Here is an 18,894-nt window from a genome sequence, read left to right on the forward strand (position 1 = left end):
GAGGTCGTATCAGTTCAGGCCCAGCTTGCCGCGCAGGGTCGACAGGTCTTCGGCCAGGGTGTTGACCGGGCCCACCAGCGCCTTGCGGTCGTTTTCCTTGACCTTGTCGTAGGTCTGGAAGCCGCCGTCCTTGGTCTTGTACTTGGCCAGGATCTTGTCCACGCTGGCGAAGTTCTTGTCGACCTTGGCCAGGAAAGCCTTGTCCTGTTTCTCGATCTGGCCACGGAACAGGTCGACGATTTTCTTCGCACCGTCGATGTTGCCCTGGAAGTCATACAGGTCGGTGTGGCTGTAGCGGTCTTCTTCACCGGAGATCTTGGTGGCGGCAACTTCTTCCAGCAACGCAGCGGCCCCGCCGACGACTTTCTCCGGCGGGAAGGTCAGGCCGTCGACACGGGTTTTCAGGTCGTTGACGTCAGTGTTGAGCTTGGCCGTCAGGGCTTCCAGGCCTTTGGTGGTGTTCTGGGAGAACAGCGCGTACTCGATGCGGTGGAAACCGGTGAAGTCTTCGGCGGTCACGCCTTTTTCGTGGTCATCGACCCGGGAGTCAATCGATGCATCCAGGTCGCTGAACAGCTCGGCGATCGGCTCGATGGACTCATAGTGCACACGGGTCGGCGCGTAGAGCTTCTTGGCGGTGGCCAGGTCGCCTTGGTTGATGGCGTCGGTGAACGCCTGGGTCTGGGTGACCAGTTCGCCGATTTCTTCGGTGACGTAGATCTTGTAGTCCGACACCGGGCCTACCAGGTCCAACGGCGCGGTAGCGGCAAACGCTGCCAGCGGCGAAAGGGTCATTAACAACGACAACGCGATAGTCGACTTCTTCATGGGACGTGTTCCGCTCTGGTTTGTTTTAGGTGTGGGCAGTGGTTTGAAAAGGCGTTGCAGCGAGCAGCGTGCGCCCGATGAAATCCTTGGGCCCCGTGACCCCCGGCAAGGTGAAGAAATACCCGCCGCCGACCGGCTTGAGGTATTCCTCCAAGGGTTCGCCGTTGAGCCGGGTTTGCACGCTGATAAAGCCTTTCTCCAGGTCAGCCTGGTAGCAGATGAACAACAGCCCCATGTCCAGCTGACCGTTTTTATTGACGCCGTTGGAGTAGTTGAACGGCCGACGCAGGATCAGGTTGGCCTGGGTCTGCGGGGTGCGCGGGTTGGCCAGGCGGATATGGGCATCGAGCTTGGTCAGCTTGCCTTCCGGGTCCTTGCTGTAGTCGGGCACCTGGGATTCTTTCTGGCCATCCATGGGCGCGCCGCTGGTCTTCACACGGCCGATGATGCTTTCCTGCTCTTGCAGCGGCGTGCGGTCCCAGCGTTCGACGAAGTTGCGGATGATGCGCACCGCCTGATAGCTGCCATGGGCCGCCCAGCTCGGTTCGTCGCTGCCGGGTTGGACCCACACAATTTGGTCCATGGCCTTGTTGTCGTTGGAGTTGGGGTTGGCCGAGCCGTCGCGGAAACCCAGGAAGTTGCGCGCGCTTTGTGCCGGTTCGCCGGGCTTGGCCGGTGCCTGGGGCGGCACGCTGCCTTCCTGCTTCCAGCGCACCAGCAGCAGGTCGGGCAGGTTTTTCACGATGTCGCGCAGGGCGTGGATATTGGTGTCCGGGGTGTTGGAGCTGAATTGCAGGCTCAGGTCGCCGTGGCACTGCGCCGGTTCCAGCGCATCGTTGGGGAAGCCCACCATGCGGATCAGGCGCTTGGGTTTGACGGCGGCCAGGCCGAAGCGCTCATCGAACAACGATGCGCCGACGGACACGGTGATGGTCAGGTTATCCGGCGTGACCACCGGGCCGAGGATGCCGGAATCGGTGGGCGGCAGCTTCGGGTCGACCTGGGGTACGGTGCCGCCGGTCATCAGGAAGCCGATGCGCTCGTTCAAGGTGCGGAACAGGCGCTCCAGGTCTTCGCGGTCGTTGGCCAGGACATCGAACGCCACGAGCATGCCGCAGGCTGGGCGTGGGGTGACGATGCCGCTCTGGTGCTGGCCGAAAAAATCGTGGTGGTCCTGGGTCTTGTCGCTGCGCGGTGCGGTGGTGACTTGCTCGGCGGCGGCCGCCATGGCCGGGCAGGTCAGGGTGCTGCCGGCGATGGCGGCACCGGTGGCGGCCATGCCCAGGAGGACACGGCGACGTTGTGCTGAAAACTGTTCTGAATCACTCATGTGTGCGGTCGTCTTCACTGCAGGCCGGAAAGGCCAAGGGCGGGGTCGATTCCATCGAGTGCGGCGGCCAGAGCCTTGGCCTTGTCGGCGATCTGCTTGCGCTGATCGGCGGTAACGCTGTCATACGTGGCGTAGCCTTTGTCGAGCTTGAAGCCCTGGAGCTCGGCATCGAAGGCGGCGAGGGCGCTGTCGACTGTCGGCAGCAGGTCGGCGGCGGACTTGGTCAGCAGCGGACGCATCAGTTCGACCACCTTGTGCGCGGCCTCCAGGTTGGCGGCGAAACCATTCAGGTCGACATGGCTGTAGCGCTCTTCTTCACCGCTGATGGCGCGTACATCCGCCAGGCTGTTGAGGTTGCGCACCACGATGCTCACCAGTTGTTCCGGCGGCAGCGACTGCGCCAGCAACTGCTGTTTGAGGCGGGTGACATCGGTGACCAGGCGCTGCGCAATCGGCCCCAGGCCATCAAGGCTGCGTTGCTGGAACAGGCTGTATTCGAGGCGATGGAAGCCGCTGAAGGCCGGGTCTTGCTCACGTTTTTCAAAGTAATCGGCCCGGGCGTTGATGGCGTTGTCCAGCTCGGCCAGGCGCTGCGAGGCCGGGGCCAGACGTTGGTAAGCCTCACGGGCCGGCACGTACAGCGCTTGCGCCTGGGCCAGGTCACCGGCATCGATCGCCTGTTGCAGGGCGGTCACGGCCTTGACCAGGGCACTGCCCTGGCTGCTCAGGTACACGCGAAACTCCGACAGCGGGCCGATAAACGCCACCATCGACGGCTTGGCCTTGGCCTGGGCGTCGGATTCTGCGGTTGGCGTCACATGCAGGGTGCCGCGCGGGTTGCTCAGCAGGCCGCACGTGATCGCATAGTCGCCTGGCAGCAGGTTGGCGTTGATCACCTGGCTCAGGCCGGGGGCGATGTTTTCGCGTTCTTCGACCACCAGCACGCCGTCGAGGATTTCCCACTCCACCGCCCGGTCAGAGCGGTTGATGATGCGAAAGCTCGCACGGCCGGCCGGCACCGTCAGTGCATTGGGCTCGCAGGCATGGCCATGGATGGTCACGGCGATTTCATCGTGGTTGGTCTGGCGCTTGCTGGCCGCCAGCTGCGAGGCGTAATAGAACAGGCCACCGGCGGCGATCATCACGACCACCGAGCCGGCTACCGCCCAGCGCAGGGCGCGGGGGGGCGAAGCGGGTTGAGGCGTTGGGTTGGACAAGAGACGGTCCTTACTGGCTGGAAACGGAAGAAGGGCTGGCGGCAGGCTTGGGCGGTGCCGCGGGCAGGAAAAACATCACCAGCGCCACCACCAGATACATCAGATAGGCGCCCAGGGTGCTGACGGTCGGCGCTTCCTGGTAGCCGAACATGCCGGCCAGTACCGAACCGAGCGGGCTGTCCATCGGCAGCTCGGCGCTGAAATCGAACAGCACGGTCTGCCAGTGGTTCCACACGCCCGCTTCATGCAGGGCTTGCACCGAATTGGCGAGGATGCCGGCGGCGACCACGAGGATGAACAGGCCGGTCCAGCGGAAAAACGCACCGAGGTTCAGGCGCATGCTGCCGGTGTAGATCAGGAAGCCGACGATGATCGCCAGGACCAGGCCGAGCAGGGCGCCAATCGGTGCGCCTGGGCCTTCGCTCTGTTGGAACACAGCCAGCAGGAAGAACACGGTTTCCAGGCCTTCACGAGCGACGGCAAAGAACACCATGAGGATCAGCGCCGTGACCTGGTGTTTGGAACCGGTCAACGCCTGGTCAAGGGAGGCGTGCAGCGAATGCTTGATGGAGCGCGCGACCTTGCGCATCCAGAACACCATGGAGCTGAGGATGCCCACGGCGACCAGGCCGACGATGCCCTCGAACAATTCCTGCTGCTTCTGCGGAAACTCGGCACTGACCAGTTCCAGGCCACCGCCCACCAGCAAGGCCAGGGCCGCGGCGAGGAACACGCCGATCCATACGGCGGGCATCCACTGGCCGCGGCCGGTTTGTTGCAGGTAACTGGCGATGATGCCGACGATCAGCGCCGCTTCAATGCCTTCGCGCAGCATGATTAAAAAGGGAACAAGCATCGGGCACCGCAGCTTAAGTAGGTAGGAAGCTAAGTTGTAACATAATGATACTCATTGCTAAACAGGAAAACTTGACGTTTGCTGAACAATGGCTGAACGGTGGTGGCGAATCGCAACCCACCTTATGATGCACGGCATCTCGAGTGCCGCCGGATTGCCCAACCTCCCATGTCGGAAAAAGACACCATCTCCATCCATCTCGTGCGCGAAGCCTTGTTGCAGAGCTGCGCACCGGGGCCGGCCACCGTCGAAGCCTTGAGCAAGGTCGGGATCGATCCGGCATTGCTGGAACAGCCCGTGGCCCGCGTTCCGGCCACCGCCTACGCCCGTTTGTGGCGTCTGCTGGCCAGGCGCATGGACGATGAGTTCTTCGGCATGGACCCGCGCAAGCTCAAGTCCGGTAGCCTCGAGTTCCTTTGTCGCGCCGCCATTGCACAGCCCAGCCTGGCAGCGGGCCTGCAAACCGGCCTGGGGTTCCTCTCGCTGATGCTGGAACACCTGCCAGCCCAGCTGGTGCGCCAACAGAGCCTGGCGGAAATTGTGTTGCAAGAACCCGAGCCAGCGCCCAAGCGCGCATTCACCTATTTCACCTACTGGATGATCGTGCACGGCGTCGCCTGCTGGCTGGCAGGCCGGCGCATCCCGATCCTGGCCATCGAACTGCGCTGCCCGCAGCCGGACTTTTGCGATGACTACCAGGTGATGTTTTCCGACAACCTGCGTTTTGATCGGCCACGCACGCGGATGATCTTCTCCGCCGACTGCCTCGACCTGCCGATCAAGCGCAGCCCGGAAGAACTCAAGCGCTTCCTCGGCCATGCGCCGGCCAACATCCTGGTCAAATACCGCAACCCCGACAGCCTGGCTACACGCATCAAGCACGACCTGCGGCAAATGCCTCCCGACACCTGGCCTGAGACCGAGGGCCTTGCGGCCACGCTGTGTATCTCCGCTTCCACGCTGCGCCGCCGCCTGGCGGAAGAAGGGCAGAGCTACCAGGGGCTCAAGGACAGCGTGCGCAAGGAGTTGGCGATTGTGTGGCTGGCCGAACCGCAGATCAGCTTTGCCGAGATCGCGGCCCGGTTGGGGTTTGCCGATACCAGTTCGTTTTATAAGGCGTTTCGCAAGTGGGTGGGGTCCAATCCTGGGCATTACCGCAGTTTGATCCTGGGGGAACCTCGTTGAGTCGCGCACAGGCTGCTGGCGGCCAGGACTTTTCCGATCCCATCCATTCGTTTTCCGGGGCAGGGTAGACACTCTTCAATCGTGAAAGCGAGTTCTCCTGATGTCCAAGGTCGTTGCTACGCCTGAACCCGTTGCAGTGGGTTTTCCATCCACGGCCACCGGGATTCAGCCAGATCGTTCCCCAGAGGTCATCCGTCCGGAGCCTTTGCTGCGCCCTTCGACGCTGGTTCATCACATCCCCGGCCAATTGCAGGGCATCAGCGATTTTTCGCAAGCCCTGCTCGACACGGCGATACTGGAAGCCAGAAATAAGGAACGCTGGATCGCTGCCTTGGAGCGCCACGTGCAGGGCAAGGCGGATCAGGACACTATCGACCTCGCCGAGACCCGCTTTTCAAGCGTCACGAGATCCACGCTGGCGACCGATGTACAGCGTGGGCGCAAGGCCCTGGCCGCTTTGGCAAATCGTCCAGGCATGCAGGCGGCCTGGGAAAAATATGGAATCGACAGCCAGACCGCCCATCTACGCATCTTCGATGGACGCTTGGAGGTATTGGACAGTGCAGGGCGCTGGATCGATTTGAGCGAGCCTGTATCCGCCCGGCCAGGCTTGAAGAAACGCTTCGACACGCTGTTGGACATGGCGCAAACCACCGGACATATCCTCCATTCCACGGGCGAAGTCGATGCATTGCAGATGCTGCGCGTGACGCTACCCAACGCCGACGGGCAGGATGTCCCGCGCTCGGCCAAGGTCATTCGCAACCTGATTGGCTGGCAGCGCCATCCGCTTCCCTCCAGCCCGCCGATGGGCAACTATACCGGGCCCTGGCTGGCGCTGGACTCGCCGCTGAAACTGAGCCAGCAAGACCGCCAAACGCTGGTTGGGTCCTTTGAACGCTTCGTCGGCCCGCAGTGGCTGGATAAACAGCAGCCTCTTTCCGGTGATGTCGATGCGCACATCCTTGGGCGGTTACGCAGCCAGAAGAATCTCAAGGTGTACCGCCAGCACCGTTTGCTGGAAGGGCTGAACGCTCCCCACGATGGTTTGCGCAAACAGCAGCTCAATCAGTTGCAGGTCACCGCCCATCTGTTGCGTATTGATCCGCACCTGGGGCAGCAGAGAAATCACGTGGCGGGGTATGACCTGTACTCGCTGCAAAATGCCGGGCTCAAGATGGCCGATGCACGCAAAGACCTGCACATGCACCTGGTGCAGAACAAAGGCGTGAGTCCGGACGCCGTGGAGGTTGTCAGCCATCTATTCCTGGCGACTGTCGCGCCGGAGTTTCTGGTGCGGGATATCCCCGACACCGTGCATATCGGTTCTCCCGCCTGGCTGGTGTTGAGGAAAACCGTTGCCCTGCTTGAAGCCCTCGCGCCAGGATCGAGTCGGACCCTGACCTATGCTCAAGTGCTGGAGCGCGCGGCTCTCCAGCCTCCAACACCCACACTGGTGCCGTTGTTCCAGGCGGCCGAGGCAGATCCGTTGCTGGATTGGGGCGTGCTCAATGGCGTGATCGCGGGCCGTGCCGATGACCGTTACACCGTGGAAGATCTGCGCAAGAGCGCGGGCAAATACAAGGACTATATCCAGACCACGCAAAAGGCCACTGCGGTCCTGCAGACCCCTCCCGTGACGCGCAGAGCCTTGGCCCAGGCGGACCTCAAGGCGGTGTTCCCAGGGCGAGACTTGGATAAGCCCGTGCAGAGAGATACCTATCCGATGCCTTTTTTCATGGCTGATCCCTCCCATGAATTGAGCTTGATCGACCTGCATATGATGGGGGCGTTGAAGAACGGTGAGTATGCGCAAAAAGTGGCCAACGGTCCCTTTGGCGGGACTACGGCAGAAACGGGCGGAGAGCTCGCCGACCTGCAGGCGGGTTTTAATCGGCTTCGGTTTACCAAAGACATGCTCGACCGTTCGGTAAAGTCGGGGGGCGACACGTTCACCTCAGCCATCACCACACGTCTCAAGGAACTGTTCAGCAAAATGCCCTATCAGGACCGACAGCTGCTTGAGCGAGAAGAACTGACGTTTTACCGGGTCGAGGGCGAGTCCATCACCGCCGAAGGAAAGGCCATCAGCGATGCGGCGGAACAAACGGAGCGGGTAAAGGGGCGCTATGGTTTTATCGTCCAGGCGGGACAGGGTGACAATGCGAAATGTTTTGAGTTTTGGCCCTTGAGGGGCGAGTACTTCGAGCGTCCCGATTTCCTCAAGGCACTGGCCCGAGGCGAAGCGCAGGTGCCCGTGTGTGGGTGACGAAACTGCAATCCCACGCGGACGGCCATGGGGCCGGGGAGTCCGAGGTACAGATACGCGCCTTGCGCGAAACCCTGCCGGCCGGCAGCGGGCGCGGATCATTGGCAGACGGCGGATACTTTTCGCAGAAAACCAGGGATTTTGCCGCCTATGTACGGCGCCATGACATGGTGCTCAATCGCCAGGAACTCCTGGACTCCGCCATGGGCACGACGCCGCGTGAGCGTTTCGAGGCGCGCACGCAGGAAGCGGTCAAGACCATTGAAGACCTGCTTATTCCGTTCAAGGGATGCTACGACGACATCGCCTCCGGGCGCGTGAAGACCGAGCTGGGCGCGCTCACCGGCTGTGCGCTCGACGCTGTGATGATCGGCTCCGTGGTCGCTGGCGAGGTTGTGGAAGGGGCGCAGGCTGTCAGTCGGGCAGAGACTGCCTTGTCCAAGATGTCGGCGGCCACCAGAGCGTTTGGTGCGCTGAGCAATAACCTGTTCAACCCTGTTGCGGGTTTGGAGCAGCCGTTACAGGCAGGCTACGAATGGTTGAGCAGCCGCCCTGTTTTTCGTCTTGGCAGGCCGCTGGGGGAGCTCCGTGCGACCTGGAAGACCGCGATGAAGGAGCAACTGGGCGCGCCGCCTTTTGCCACCGAGCGTCCCCGGAAAATGCGCAGGCCTTCCGTTGACGGTGAGCAACCACGTCCTCACGACCCGGCTCAACTGCCCACTCTGGAGACCGCCGGGACGCCCGCCGCGACACCCCTCCTTGAGCAAAGCCGTCAAGCCATTGAACGAGCACTGCCCATCGCCCGGGAGCGACTCAATGGTGCCTTGAGTGCGTTGTCCGATCCTGAGTTCGAGAAAGACCTCAAATTCGTGTGCAAAACCTTCTTCGGCGCGGATTCCGAGGAGGTCGTGGCTGCCTTTACACGCAAGCAGCGCACCATGAAAGTGGATTTGGACAAGCTGGATCTTTCCAACATCAACTTCCTCGAAAACGAAGGCTCGGAGTGGCAGGCCCAGCTCCTGCCGTCGTCCTATAGCCGTTACAAAGCAGGCTATCGCCAGGAAAAATACATAGAGGTTAATGTGAACGGCGCCACGGACTATTACCGCAGCATGGGGAGTAGCGACGATGCCATGGCCAACACACTGATCCATGAGCAGGCCCATGGTTTTCCCGGTGATGAGGATTATGTCTATTCCGGCGCGATCAAAGGCGGACGCGAGGACATTGCAGACTTGCTCAACCTGGGCAACACCACGGACCCCAAGCACTTTCGCCACTTGGGGGACGAGGTGCAGGAGGCGACCTTGAGCTTGTTCGCCAAGGCGCCCCAGGCGCATAACGCCGATTCGACCCTGTTCGGCATTGCGTTGCTGGACCAGGCTAAAAACAACCGGGCGTTGTACGAGGAAAATGTGGAGGCGATTCAACAGGCACTGGACAAGGCCAAGGCCAATGGCGGCGTGATTACCGAACACTTGCCCGTCAGAATCATTCGCAAGCGTGCAGTCAGCAGCGCTCCTTTGCCGCGCTTTGTACTGATGCGCCACGACCAGACGGGCAAAATCGTCCAGGTGCTGGAGCGGGTTCCCCGGCCTGGGAGGCACGGGCCTCACGCTCCACGGTCTGTCAGCGATGTCGTTCAAGAGGTGTTCAAGTGGCACTGAAGCGCATGTTTGAATGCACTTGGGGAAGCAACGGCTTGGCTGAAATTTGCCGTTTAAAACCACGATAGTTCAACGACTCGACGGCCCCGTGGAAAACCTGGGACGATTCAAGCTTCTTGTTTTTTTAAATGGTCTTTTTGCCCACTTGACAGCAATGTTGTACTTACACCCAATAAACCAACAAAACAGGAGACTGCAACGATGATCAACGTCACCGAAAAACCATATGCATCCAACAAACCGCCGAAAACAGTATAGGAGATGCCGATAATAACTGAGTTAACCAGGTTCGCAACAGATAGGCACGATGCTCGGATGTGTGACTCAATATTGTCATGAATATAGGTTTCGTATGAGGTTTCATATATGGCAGGGAGCGACATGATTAGAAGGAAGCTTGCGACCGAAGTGGTTGTACCGATATTCAATGAAAGAATGAAAAGAAGAAAGGTGGCAATAAGGGTGGTAGAGAAAGCAATTATGCCGAGAGAAAAACGAGAACAAAAAAAGCCAGCAGCCATGAACATTAATGCCGACAGGGCTTCAACAGCAGCATAAATGCCAGCGATGATAGGTACCTCTAAACCCTGCATGGAAAAAAAGGGTTGGCCATAGATGAACAAGGGGATCGTTGAAAGCTCGAATAAAGCATATCCAATAAACAAAGGTATAAGAAATGCGCCTTTTTTAGACCGAAAAAAATTAATCAGCGAGGTGAGATGTCCCTCCGTTTTTTCATTAATTTTGTGACTTTTTTTATTCAAATTCAGTGAGAACGCCGGGAGCTTCATTTCGGGAATGAATGTCACAACAACAGCTCCAATGAGCTTTGATGCCGCAAAACAAATATAAACACTGTTCCAAGACCATGTGTCTTGTAATACGCCACCAAGCAGCATAGATAAGCCTAATGAAATCGCACCAATGGCACGGGCGCGTGAGAGTATTTTAGGATACTCTTCGGCGCGATGCTGGGCCAGTAAGTTATCATACAGTAATGCCCTGTCCGAACCGGAGCCCATGGCAATGCCGGCGCCGAACAGACAAAATATTATGGCGAAAGGAATAAAGGAGGAAAATAGCAGAAATCCAATGCCGCTTATAAATAACCCTAAAAAGCCGAGTATGAGAGAACATTTACGACCATATCGATCCGCGAGCAAACCGGATGGGATTTCTAACGCTACGGAAGAGAAGAATAAAAAAGATTGAAGAATGCCTATTTCTCCTTGTGTGATTCCAAGTTGCAGCAGATAAAGTACAAACAGGCTTCTTTGGACATCAAGGTTCATAAAGATTGATAAGGAGTAATATAGGTTGTCGTGCTTGTTTTTGAGTGGGTTCAGGGTGCTCATTTTTATTTAAATATCTGTCTTTTTAAGCTGACGATATTTAAAGTTTAAGGTGCATCCATTTTTTTAGAAGGCCTCATTTTCTGTGTTGTAGAAAAAATGGCAGCCGCAATAAAAAGCATGTACTCCTGATTGCCAGGCGCAGCGCGGTATTAGGAAGTGACCTACGAAGGACTTCTTGTTTCGCTTACAGAAGTAACTTTCAACATTTTAGGACGCTCCAAACAAAAAAAGCCCCATGACCAAATAGGCCACGGGGCTAAAAATTGGCTGGATGCGACCAACCAAAGGAGCTCTTTACGTTACTTGGCAGTCGCCACGACGGTGTCTGGCTTCCAGCCACCTCCCAGCGCCTTGTAGATCGCCACAATCCCGCGATACAGGTCCACTTCGGCCTGGGCCTGGGAGTCTTCGGCGGCCAGGCGTTCGCGTTGCGCGTCGAGCAGGACGAGGAAGTCCACGGTGCCTTCGCGGTAGCGGATCGCGGCGAGGTCGGCGGCGGCGCGGCTGGATTCGCTTTGGCGGATCAGCGAGACCAGGCGTTGCTGACGCTTGCCGTAATCGCTGAAGGCATTCTCGGACTCTTCCAGCGCCAGCAGCACTTGCTGCTCGTAGGTCGCCAGGGCGCCATCGGCTTCGGCGTCTGCACCCCGCAGGCGGGCGCGGACGCTGCCCAGGTCGAAGGCGGCCCAGGTGATGCTCGGGCCCAGGGCCCAGGCATTTGCGGCGGATGAACCGATCTGCGAACCGCGCCCGGCGGTGAAGCCGAGGAACCCGCTGAGGCTGACCCGTGGGAACAGGTCGGCCTTGGCTACGCCGATACGCGCGGTGGCGGCGGCCAGTTTGCGTTCGGCGCTGAGGATGTCCGGGCGCCGTTGCAGCAGTTGCCCCGGGTCGCCGATCGGCAACGCCTTGGCAATCGCCGGCAGGTCTTTCGGGCCCAGGTCCACGGTCAGCTTGTCGGGGCGCTGGCCGAGGAGGGTGGCGATGCGGTTGCGCTCACGCACCTGTTCGGCCTGCAGTTGCGGCACGCTGGCCTCCACTGCTGCGAGGCGTGCGTCGGCACGCTCCACGTCGAGTTGGTCACCCACACCGGCGTCGCGCAGGCTGACGGTGATGGTGCGCGAGTCCTGCTGGTTCTTCAGGTTGTCGAGGGCGATGCGTTCACGCAGTTGCGCGCCGCGCAGTTGGCCGTAGGCGTCCACCAGTTCGGCAATCAGGGTGACTTGCAGCTGGTACAGGTCGGCCTCGGCGGCTTGCTGGTCGGCGTCGGTGGCTTCCAGGTTGCGCTGGATGCGCCCGAACAGGTCCAGTTCCCAGGCCATGTCCAGGCCCAGGTCGTAACGCTCGGTCTTGACCCGGCGGGTGGTCTGGCCGGGGATCTGGCCCTTGCCCTGGTCGCTGCTGACGCGGCTGGTAATGGTCGGCATGGCGTCGTTGCTGGCGTCATCACGAATCGCCCGCGCGGCCCGCAGACGGGCAAACGCCACGCGCAGATCACGGTTGCCTTGCAGCGATTGTGTGACCAGCTGGTTGAGGGTCGGGTCGTCGAACTGCTGCCACCAGATGCCTTCGAACTTGGCGTGGTCATACTGCTTGGCGTCCGCGGCGGCGGTGATGTTCGCCGCCTCCGGGGTCTGGGTCTTGTAGTCCGGGCCCACGGCACAGGCGCTCAGCGCCAGGACCAGCAAGCTCGGCAGGAATACTTTCACACTCATTGCTGTGTCTCCAGCTTCAAGGCCTTGGCCGCTTTGCGCGCTTCGCTGCGCTCCACATAGCGACGGATCAGTACGTAGAACACTGGTGTCAGCAACAGGCCGAAGAAGGTCACCCCGATCATCCCGGAGAACACCGCCACGCCCATGGCATGACGCATCTCGGCACCGGCACCGCTGGACAACACCAGTGGCACCACACCCATGATGAAGGCGAACGAGGTCATCAGGATCGGCCGCAGACGCAGGCGGCAGGCTTCCAGTACCGCAGCGAGCGGGTCGAGGCCTTCCTGCTGTTTGTCCTTGGCGAACTCGACGATCAGAATCGCGTTCTTGCACGCCAGGCCCACCAGTACGATCAGGCCGATCTGGGTGAAGATGTTGTTGTCGCTACCGGAGATGATTACCCCGGTAATGGCCGACAGCAGCGTCATCGGGACGATCAGGATCACCGCCAGCGGCAGGCTCCAGCTTTCGTATTGGGCGGCCAGGACCAGGAACGCCAGCAGTACGCAGAGCGGGAACACGAACAGCGCAGTGTTGCCCGAGAGGATTTGCTGATAGGTCAGGTCGGTCCACTCGTAGGTCATGCCGTTGGGCAGTTCATCCTTCAACAGTTTTTCAATCGCCGCCTGGGCCTGGCCGGAGCTGTAGCCCGGTGCCGCGTTGCCGTTGATCTCGGCGGTGATAAAGCCGTTGTAGTGCATCACGCGGTCCGGCCCCGAGGTGTCGCTGACCTTGATAAAGGTCGCCAGCGGGATCATCTCGCCCTTGTTGTTGCGTACTTTCAGCTGGCCGATCTGGTCGGCGTCCTGGCGGAACTGTTGTTCAGCCTGCACGTTGACCTGGTAGGTACGCCCGAAGCGGTTGAAGTCGTTGGCATACAAGGAACCCAGGTAGACCTGCAGGGTGTCGAAGATGTCGCTGATCGCCACGCCGTGGGTCTTGGCCTTTTCGCGGTCGATGGCGGCATCGACCTGGGGCACGTTGACCGTGTAGCTGGTGAACAGGCCGAACAACTCGGGCACGCCACGGCTCTTGGTGATGACGTTCTGCACTTCTTTGTACAGCTCGTCATAGCCGAGGTTGCCACGGTCTTCGATCTGCAGGCGGAACCCGCCGATGGTGCCCAGGCCCTGTACCGGCGGCGGTGGGAAGATCGCCATGTAGGCTTCTTCGATGTTGGCGTACTGGCCATTCAACGCACCGGCAATTGCCCCAGCGGACATGCTCGGGTCTTTACGCTCATCGAACGGCTTCAGGGTCACGAACACAATGCCGCTGTTCGGGCTGTTGGTGAACCCGTTGATCGACAGGCCGGGGAAGGCAATCGCAGCTTCCACACCGGGCTGCTTCAGGGCGATCTCCGACATGCGCTTCATCACGTTTTCGGTGCGGTCCAGGCTCGCAGCGTCGGGCAGTTGGGCGAAAGCCACCAGGTATTGCTTATCCTGGGCCGGTACGAAGCCGGTCGGGGTGTGGGCAAACCCGAAGAAGGTCAGCACCATCAGGCCGGCGTACACGAACAGGGCAATGCCCGTGCCGCGAATCACCCGGCGTACGGTACTCACGTAGCCATGGCTGGACTTTTCGAAAAAGCGGTTGAAGGGACGGAACAGCCAGCCACCGAGGAGCTTGTCGAGGACCTTCGAGAAACGATCCTTCGGTGCGTCGTGACCGCGCAGCAACACGGCGGCCAGGGCAGGGGACAGGGTCAGCGAGTTGAACGCCGAGATCACCGTCGAGATCGCAATGGTCAAGGCGAACTGTTTGTAGAACTGCCCGGTCAAGCCACTGATAAACGCCGCTGGAATGAACACCGCACACAGCACCAGCGCCGTGGCGATGATCGGCCCGGTCACTTCGCTCATGGCTTTTTCAGTCGCCGGGAACGGCTCCAGGCCCAGCTCGATATTACGTTCGACGTTCTCCACCACCACGATGGCGTCGTCCACCACGATGCCGATGGCCAGTACCAATCCGAACAGCGACAGCGCGTTGAGCGAGAAGCCGAACAGGTGCATCACCGCAAAGGTCCCGATCAACGAGACCGGCACCGCCACCAACGGAATGATCGAGGCGCGCCAGGTCTGCAGGAACAGGATCACCACCAGCACCACGAGGATCAGCGCTTCGAACAGGGTGTGCACCACCGCTTCGATGGAACCGCGCACAAAGATCGTCGGGTCATAGGCGATGCGGTAATCCATGCCGGCCGGGAAGCTCTTTTTCAGCTCGGCCATCTTGGCGCGCACATCGTTGGAGATGTCGATGGCATTGGAGCCGGGGCGCTGGAAAATCGGAATCGCGACGGCCGGCTGGTTATCGATCAGCGAGCGCAGTGCGTATTGGCTCGATCCCAACTCGACCCGGGCGATGTCCCTGAGGCGCGTGATTTCACCGTTGGCGCCGGCGCGGATCACAATGTTCTCGAACTCTTCCTCGGTGACCAGGCGGCCCTGGGTGTTCACCGATAACTGGAAGCTGGTGTCAGACGGTGCAGGCTGGGCGCCCAGGGCACCGGCTGCCACCTGGCGGTTCTGCTCGCGGATCGCGGTGACCACATCGGTGGCGGTCAGGTTGCGCGAGGCGGTCTTGTTCGGATCCAGCCATACACGCAGGGAGTAGTCGCCCATGCCGAACAACTGCACGTCGCCGACGCCGCCCAGGCGGGCCAGCTCATCCTTGATATTGAGGATCGCGTAGTTGGACAGGTACAGCATGTCGTAGCGCTGATCCGGGGAGGTCAAGTGCACCACCATGGTCAGGTCGGGGGAGGCCTTGTCCACGGTGATACCGATGCGCGTCACTTCCTCAGGCAGTTTTGGCTGAGTCCGTGTCACCCGGTTTTGCACCTGCACCTGCGCATTGTCCAGGTCGGTGCCCAGGGCGAAGGTGATGGTCAGGGTCAGCTTGCCGTCGGCCGTCGATTGCGAGGACATGTACAGCATGCCCTCGACGCCGGTGATGGCTTGCTCCAGCGGCGCGGCCACGGTTTCACCGATGACCTTGGGGTTGGCGCCCGGGAAGTTGGCGCGCACCACCACGGTCGGCGGCACCACCTCCGGGTATTCGCTGATCGGCAACTGGAACAGCGAGATCGCACCGGCGATCAGGATCAGCAGCGACAGCACCGCTGCGAAGATCGGCCGTGAAATGAAGAACTTGGAAAAATTCATCTTGAGTCGTATCCCTTAACCGCGTGGAGACGCAACGGCTGCGAGCTTGGGCGCGGTTTTTTCCGGCGCCACTTGCTCCAGGTTGCTGGCTTCAAGCGCTTGTCGTTGTTGGGCCAAGGCGGCGAGGGTTTCCTTGCTGGCCATCGGGATGGTTTCCGGGGCGACCGGCGAGCCGGGGCGTGCGCGTTGCAGGCCCTTGACGATAATGGTGTCGTCCTTGTTCAGGCCGCTGCGCACGATGCGCAAGCCTTCGATCTTCGGCCCCAGTTCCACTGCGCGATACGCCGGCTTGTCGCCTTCCATCACCAGCACGAACTTCTTGCCCAGGTCGGTGCCGACGGCCTCGTCGTTGATCAGCACGGCGGAGTAGGTGCCGCTGCCGACCAGCTTCAGGCGCGCATACAGGCCAGGGGTGTATTCGCCCTTGCTGTTATCGAACACGGCGCGCCCACGGATGGTGCCGGTGGCCGGGTTGACCTGGTTGTCGACGAAGTTCATCTGGCCCAGGTGCGGGTTGCCGGTTTCATTCGACAGGCCCAGGTACACCGGGGTGGTCGCGCCACGGCGGCCTTGACGAGCGAGTTCGGTGTACTTGAGGTATACACGTTCATCGGCGTCGAAGTAGGCGTAGACCTTGTCGGTGGAGACCACGCTGGTCAGCGCGGTGACGTCGGCGGTCACCAGGTTGCCGGCGGTGATTTCGGCACGGCTGACGCGGCCGCTGATCGGCGAGGTCACGCGGGTGAAGCTCAGGTTCAGCTTGGCCAGGTCCAACTGCGCCTGGATCCCGGCGACGGCGGCGCGGGCTTCCTGGGCGGCGGTGGTGCGCGAGTCGGCCAGTTCGGCGGAGATCGCATTGCTCTGGCGCAGGCGTTCGCCGCGCTGGGCTTCGTTGTCGCTGCGGGTGGCGGCGGCTTTGGTTTGAGCCAGTTGGGCTTCCAGGCGGCGCACTTCGGCCTGGAACGGACGCGGGTCGATCTGGAACAGCAGGTCGCCTTTCTTGACCAAAGCGCCTTCGGTGAAAGCGACTTGGTCAATCTGGCCAGAGACCCGTGGACGAATCTGTACGGTTTCGGGCGCTTCCAGGCGACCGGTGAATTCATCCCACTCGTTGACCGGCTGCTCAAGCACCTTGGCCACGCTGACTTTTGCCGGTGGCATGGCGGCCGCTTGTTCCGGGGTCTTGCCGCACGCGCTCATCACCACCACGGCCAGGATCGCCAGGGGGAAGCGCAAATGTTTGAGTGACTGTTCCATGAGGTGCATCCGCCAATGTATTTGAGATGGGCGGATCATGCGCGGCGAGGCGGTATGTCACGAATCGAATGAAGCAAAGGTAACTATCATTCGGAATGATATAAGCGCGGGGTTAGCCCTCTAGCATGGGGGTTTCGTTAGGGGGCTATCAATGGGCGTGATGACAAAGGACTGTTGCGGCCGGCGCAACGACGATTGCCGATGACCCTTACGGCATCCTGGGGATATGGGCTGGTATGCGGTTTTCGACGCCAGTATCCTGCACTCCAAGGCGCCTGGCGCCGGAAAAATTGCGCCGCCGCGCCTATGTATTGACCACCGCCTTTCGACAGGGACGTCATTTATGAGCTCGCTTCACATACTTAACCGTTCAAACACTACCCAGATAGCCAATGACCTCTGTGCCTATATCAGGACGAAGATCGCTACGCTGAAGCAAGAGATTACCAAGGGTGAGCGAGAGATTGAGGGCATTGACAAACTCACTCCACTTCGCGCCTCAACTGAGCGGTTGGAGGCCTTGAAGCCTACCCAGGAAGCGCTGGAAGGGCATCAACTGGACGTCAATGAACTCGCTAAAGAGTATTACGGGTTTGGTTGGTTATTTAATCGAAAAAATACTAAAGCGGCGCAGGCGCTACGTGATGCGGCAAAGGAACACCATAATCAGGTGATAGCAGACTGGGATGCATCTGTCGCTCAGGCACAGCTCACGAAGAAAATTACTCAGCACAATCAATATGTCAGCGCGCGGAAAGACGAAAAGCCTGAAATAGAGCGGAAGTTGGCCGGCTCGAAGCAGCTTCTGAAAGCGTTTGAAGTATTCGAACGGGCTTCGAACGACGCGCTGTCTGCGGCGTCCGGCAAGGCATGGCTCGCAGGCACGTTCATGGCTACGTTATCGCAAATAGAGGGTTTGGTAAGGCAAGACCAAGTATCAAAGGCAACGGCCCTACTTGAGACATTGGTGTACCAGAAACGACCCACTGATACGGATTACGCCACCTTGCAAAACGAGGCCGAGCGCATTCGTGAAGAGGCTTATCGTGATCACTGCGGCGTGCCTGTTACGGGGGGCTTCGGTGAAATCGTAGACGCATCCGCCAAGCTGGCTGCCGCCAACATGGAATCGCCTTGGGACTTGCAACTGCTCAGCCATACAGAACCGGCGATCCAGTGGCAAGAATTGACGCAAATCCTCACGTCGCCACTGACGTTCTCGATTGATGTGCTTTGGTCCATCTATTGGGCAATGCTCCAATGTGAAGATCAAATGGCGAAGTTCCTTTCCAGCGCCGTCGTCAAGGAAGATCCACTGAATGGCAGGTTCAGCGCGTATGTCGATTCATGGCTGTCCCAGTGGGCCAGTAAACAGATACCGAAGTTCGGTTATCCGGCCTCCCAGTCTTACCTGGGCACCTTTCATTTAGCCGGGACACCGGAGGAATCGCGGGTCGCAGCCGACATCGGGCTGATTATTTCGCTGAATGTGGGTGGCCTGGTTTGCAGAAAAGTAGCATTGCTTCAAGCAAAGCGCGCAAAGGACTGGGTGGCTGATGTCGGCAGCAAAAAGGGCCAACTGACCACTCTGTCGAGCCAGGAACTCACCGGTTATTACCTGTTCTACCATGAGTCGCCAGGGTTCAAGTTAGCCCCTCCCGTGCCCACCGTAAGTTCGGCGCTTGCACTGCAAAGCTTGCTGGTCGCCGCTAACAGGGGGACGTTGGGGAAAAAAATCCTGCTGGATGTGAGCAAAAGTGGATGGGACTGGGCCAGCTTTATCGCTTTCGGTCTATGTGACCCGGTATCTGCGGTGGGACAGAGTTTCGATACGATTGATCATGCGTTCCAGATTCTAGGGAACGACGAAACCGGCGAGTTGCCTCAACATTTGTTTCTGTTGGCGATTGAAGACGAAGGTTATGTGCGCGATCTGCAATTGCAAGTGCGCGCACGCTACCCCTCGGTTGATAAACCGAAGGTAAAGCGCAGAAAAAAAATCGATAAAGATGACCTGGAGAATGGCCAGACGCTTTGAA

Annotated in this window: 12 protein-coding genes; 4 read left to right on the forward strand and 8 right to left on the reverse strand. The window is 59.8% G+C overall.

What is annotated here, in order from left to right; translation table 11 throughout:
- Nucleotides 1–9: 9 nt before the first annotated feature.
- The 4 genes from efeO (BFP99_RS27435) to efeU are packed head-to-tail and all read right to left on the reverse strand — an operon-like array spanning nt 10 to nt 4,231.
- A complete protein-coding gene (gene efeO, locus BFP99_RS27435) occupies nt 10–828 on the reverse strand; it encodes an iron uptake system protein EfeO (RefSeq protein ID WP_027607887.1) in 819 nt (272 codons plus the stop codon).
- Between the two features lie 25 nt (nt 829–853).
- Nucleotides 854–2,158: an iron uptake transporter deferrochelatase/peroxidase subunit gene (gene efeB, locus BFP99_RS27440; protein ID WP_065948725.1), complete on the reverse strand. Its 1,305-nt coding sequence runs from the start codon at nt 2,156–2,158 to the stop codon at nt 854–856.
- 14 nt (nt 2,159–2,172) lie between these two features.
- Nucleotides 2,173–3,375: an iron uptake system protein EfeO gene (efeO, locus tag BFP99_RS27445; protein ID WP_027607885.1), complete on the reverse strand. Its 1,203-nt coding sequence runs from the start codon at nt 3,373–3,375 to the stop codon at nt 2,173–2,175.
- Between the two features lie 10 nt (nt 3,376–3,385).
- Complete coding sequence (gene efeU, locus BFP99_RS27450) at nt 3,386–4,231, reverse strand: iron uptake transporter permease EfeU (RefSeq protein WP_027607884.1); 846 nt, start codon at nt 4,229–4,231, stop codon at nt 3,386–3,388.
- A gap of 168 nt (nt 4,232–4,399) precedes the next feature.
- Between efeU and BFP99_RS27455 the strand changes: the two genes are divergently transcribed.
- The 3 genes from BFP99_RS27455 (at nt 4,400) to BFP99_RS27465 (ending at nt 9,352) form a co-directional block, all read left to right on the forward strand.
- On the forward strand, nt 4,400–5,416 hold the full coding sequence (locus BFP99_RS27455) for an AraC family transcriptional regulator (protein ID WP_065927739.1): 1,017 nt from the start codon (nt 4,400–4,402) through the stop codon (nt 5,414–5,416).
- 100 nt (nt 5,417–5,516) lie between these two features.
- Nucleotides 5,517–7,685, forward strand: coding sequence for a hypothetical protein (locus BFP99_RS27460; RefSeq protein ID WP_141690834.1), 2,169 nt, complete (start codon nt 5,517–5,519; stop codon nt 7,683–7,685).
- A gap of 62 nt (nt 7,686–7,747) precedes the next feature.
- On the forward strand, nt 7,748–9,352 hold the full coding sequence (locus BFP99_RS27465) for a hypothetical protein (protein WP_141690835.1): 1,605 nt from the start codon (nt 7,748–7,750) through the stop codon (nt 9,350–9,352).
- 107 nt (nt 9,353–9,459) lie between these two features.
- On the opposite strand, the gene BFP99_RS27470 is transcribed toward BFP99_RS27465, so the two are convergent.
- The 4 genes from BFP99_RS27470 to mexE all read right to left on the reverse strand — a co-directional run bounded on the left by BFP99_RS27470 (nt 9,460) and on the right by mexE (nt 16,855).
- Nucleotides 9,460–10,707 carry an MFS transporter gene (locus BFP99_RS27470; RefSeq protein WP_065948687.1) on the reverse strand — a complete coding sequence of 416 codons (1,248 nt, stop codon included), beginning with the start codon at nt 10,705–10,707 and terminating at the stop codon, nt 9,460–9,462.
- 299 nt (nt 10,708–11,006) lie between these two features.
- On the reverse strand, nt 11,007–12,422 hold the full coding sequence (locus tag BFP99_RS27475) for an efflux transporter outer membrane subunit (protein WP_065927736.1): 1,416 nt from the start codon (nt 12,420–12,422) through the stop codon (nt 11,007–11,009).
- Complete coding sequence (locus BFP99_RS27480; RefSeq protein WP_065927735.1) at nt 12,419–15,598, reverse strand: efflux RND transporter permease subunit; 3,180 nt, start codon at nt 15,596–15,598, stop codon at nt 12,419–12,421. The genes BFP99_RS27475 and BFP99_RS27480 overlap by 4 nt, the downstream gene beginning before the upstream one ends.
- A gap of 15 nt (nt 15,599–15,613) precedes the next feature.
- The gene (gene mexE, locus BFP99_RS27485) at nt 15,614–16,855 is read right to left on the reverse strand and encodes a multidrug efflux RND transporter periplasmic adaptor subunit MexE (protein ID WP_065927800.1); all 1,242 of its coding nucleotides are present in this window, start codon (nt 16,853–16,855) and stop codon (nt 15,614–15,616) included.
- 343 nt (nt 16,856–17,198) lie between these two features.
- Here mexE and BFP99_RS27490 point away from each other — a divergent pair, with 343 nt between their 5' ends.
- The gene (locus tag BFP99_RS27490; protein WP_141690836.1) at nt 17,199–18,893 is read left to right on the forward strand and encodes a hypothetical protein; all 1,695 of its coding nucleotides are present in this window, start codon (nt 17,199–17,201) and stop codon (nt 18,891–18,893) included.
- The last annotated feature ends 1 nt before the right edge of the window (nt 18,894 follow it).

The sequence above is a fragment of the Pseudomonas sp. 1 R 17 genome, assembly GCF_900067035.1.
GTDB classification, from domain to species: Bacteria; Pseudomonadota; Gammaproteobacteria; order Pseudomonadales; family Pseudomonadaceae; genus Aquipseudomonas; species Aquipseudomonas marginalis.

Bases quoted from the DNA above. Each gene is read 5' to 3' on its own strand.
- BFP99_RS27490 (WP_141690836.1), top strand. From the start codon at position 17,199: ATGAGCTCGCTTCACATACTTAACCGTTCAAACACTACCCAGATAGCC.
- efeO (WP_027607887.1), bottom strand. From the start codon at position 828: ATGAAGAAGTCGACTATCGCGTTGTCGTTGTTAATGACCCTTTCGCCG.
- BFP99_RS27470 (WP_065948687.1), bottom strand. From the start codon at position 10,707: ATGAGCACCCTGAACCCACTCAAAAACAAGCACGACAACCTATATTAC.
- mexE (WP_065927800.1), bottom strand. From the start codon at position 16,855: ATGGAACAGTCACTCAAACATTTGCGCTTCCCCCTGGCGATCCTGGCC.
- efeU (WP_027607884.1), bottom strand. From the start codon at position 4,231: ATGCTTGTTCCCTTTTTAATCATGCTGCGCGAAGGCATTGAAGCGGCG.
- BFP99_RS27475 (WP_065927736.1), bottom strand. From the start codon at position 12,422: ATGAGTGTGAAAGTATTCCTGCCGAGCTTGCTGGTCCTGGCGCTGAGC.
- BFP99_RS27480 (WP_065927735.1), bottom strand. From the start codon at position 15,598: ATGAATTTTTCCAAGTTCTTCATTTCACGGCCGATCTTCGCAGCGGTG.
- efeB (WP_065948725.1), bottom strand. From the start codon at position 2,158: ATGAGTGATTCAGAACAGTTTTCAGCACAACGTCGCCGTGTCCTCCTG.
- BFP99_RS27460 (WP_141690834.1), top strand. From the start codon at position 5,517: ATGTCCAAGGTCGTTGCTACGCCTGAACCCGTTGCAGTGGGTTTTCCA.
- BFP99_RS27455 (WP_065927739.1), top strand. From the start codon at position 4,400: ATGTCGGAAAAAGACACCATCTCCATCCATCTCGTGCGCGAAGCCTTG.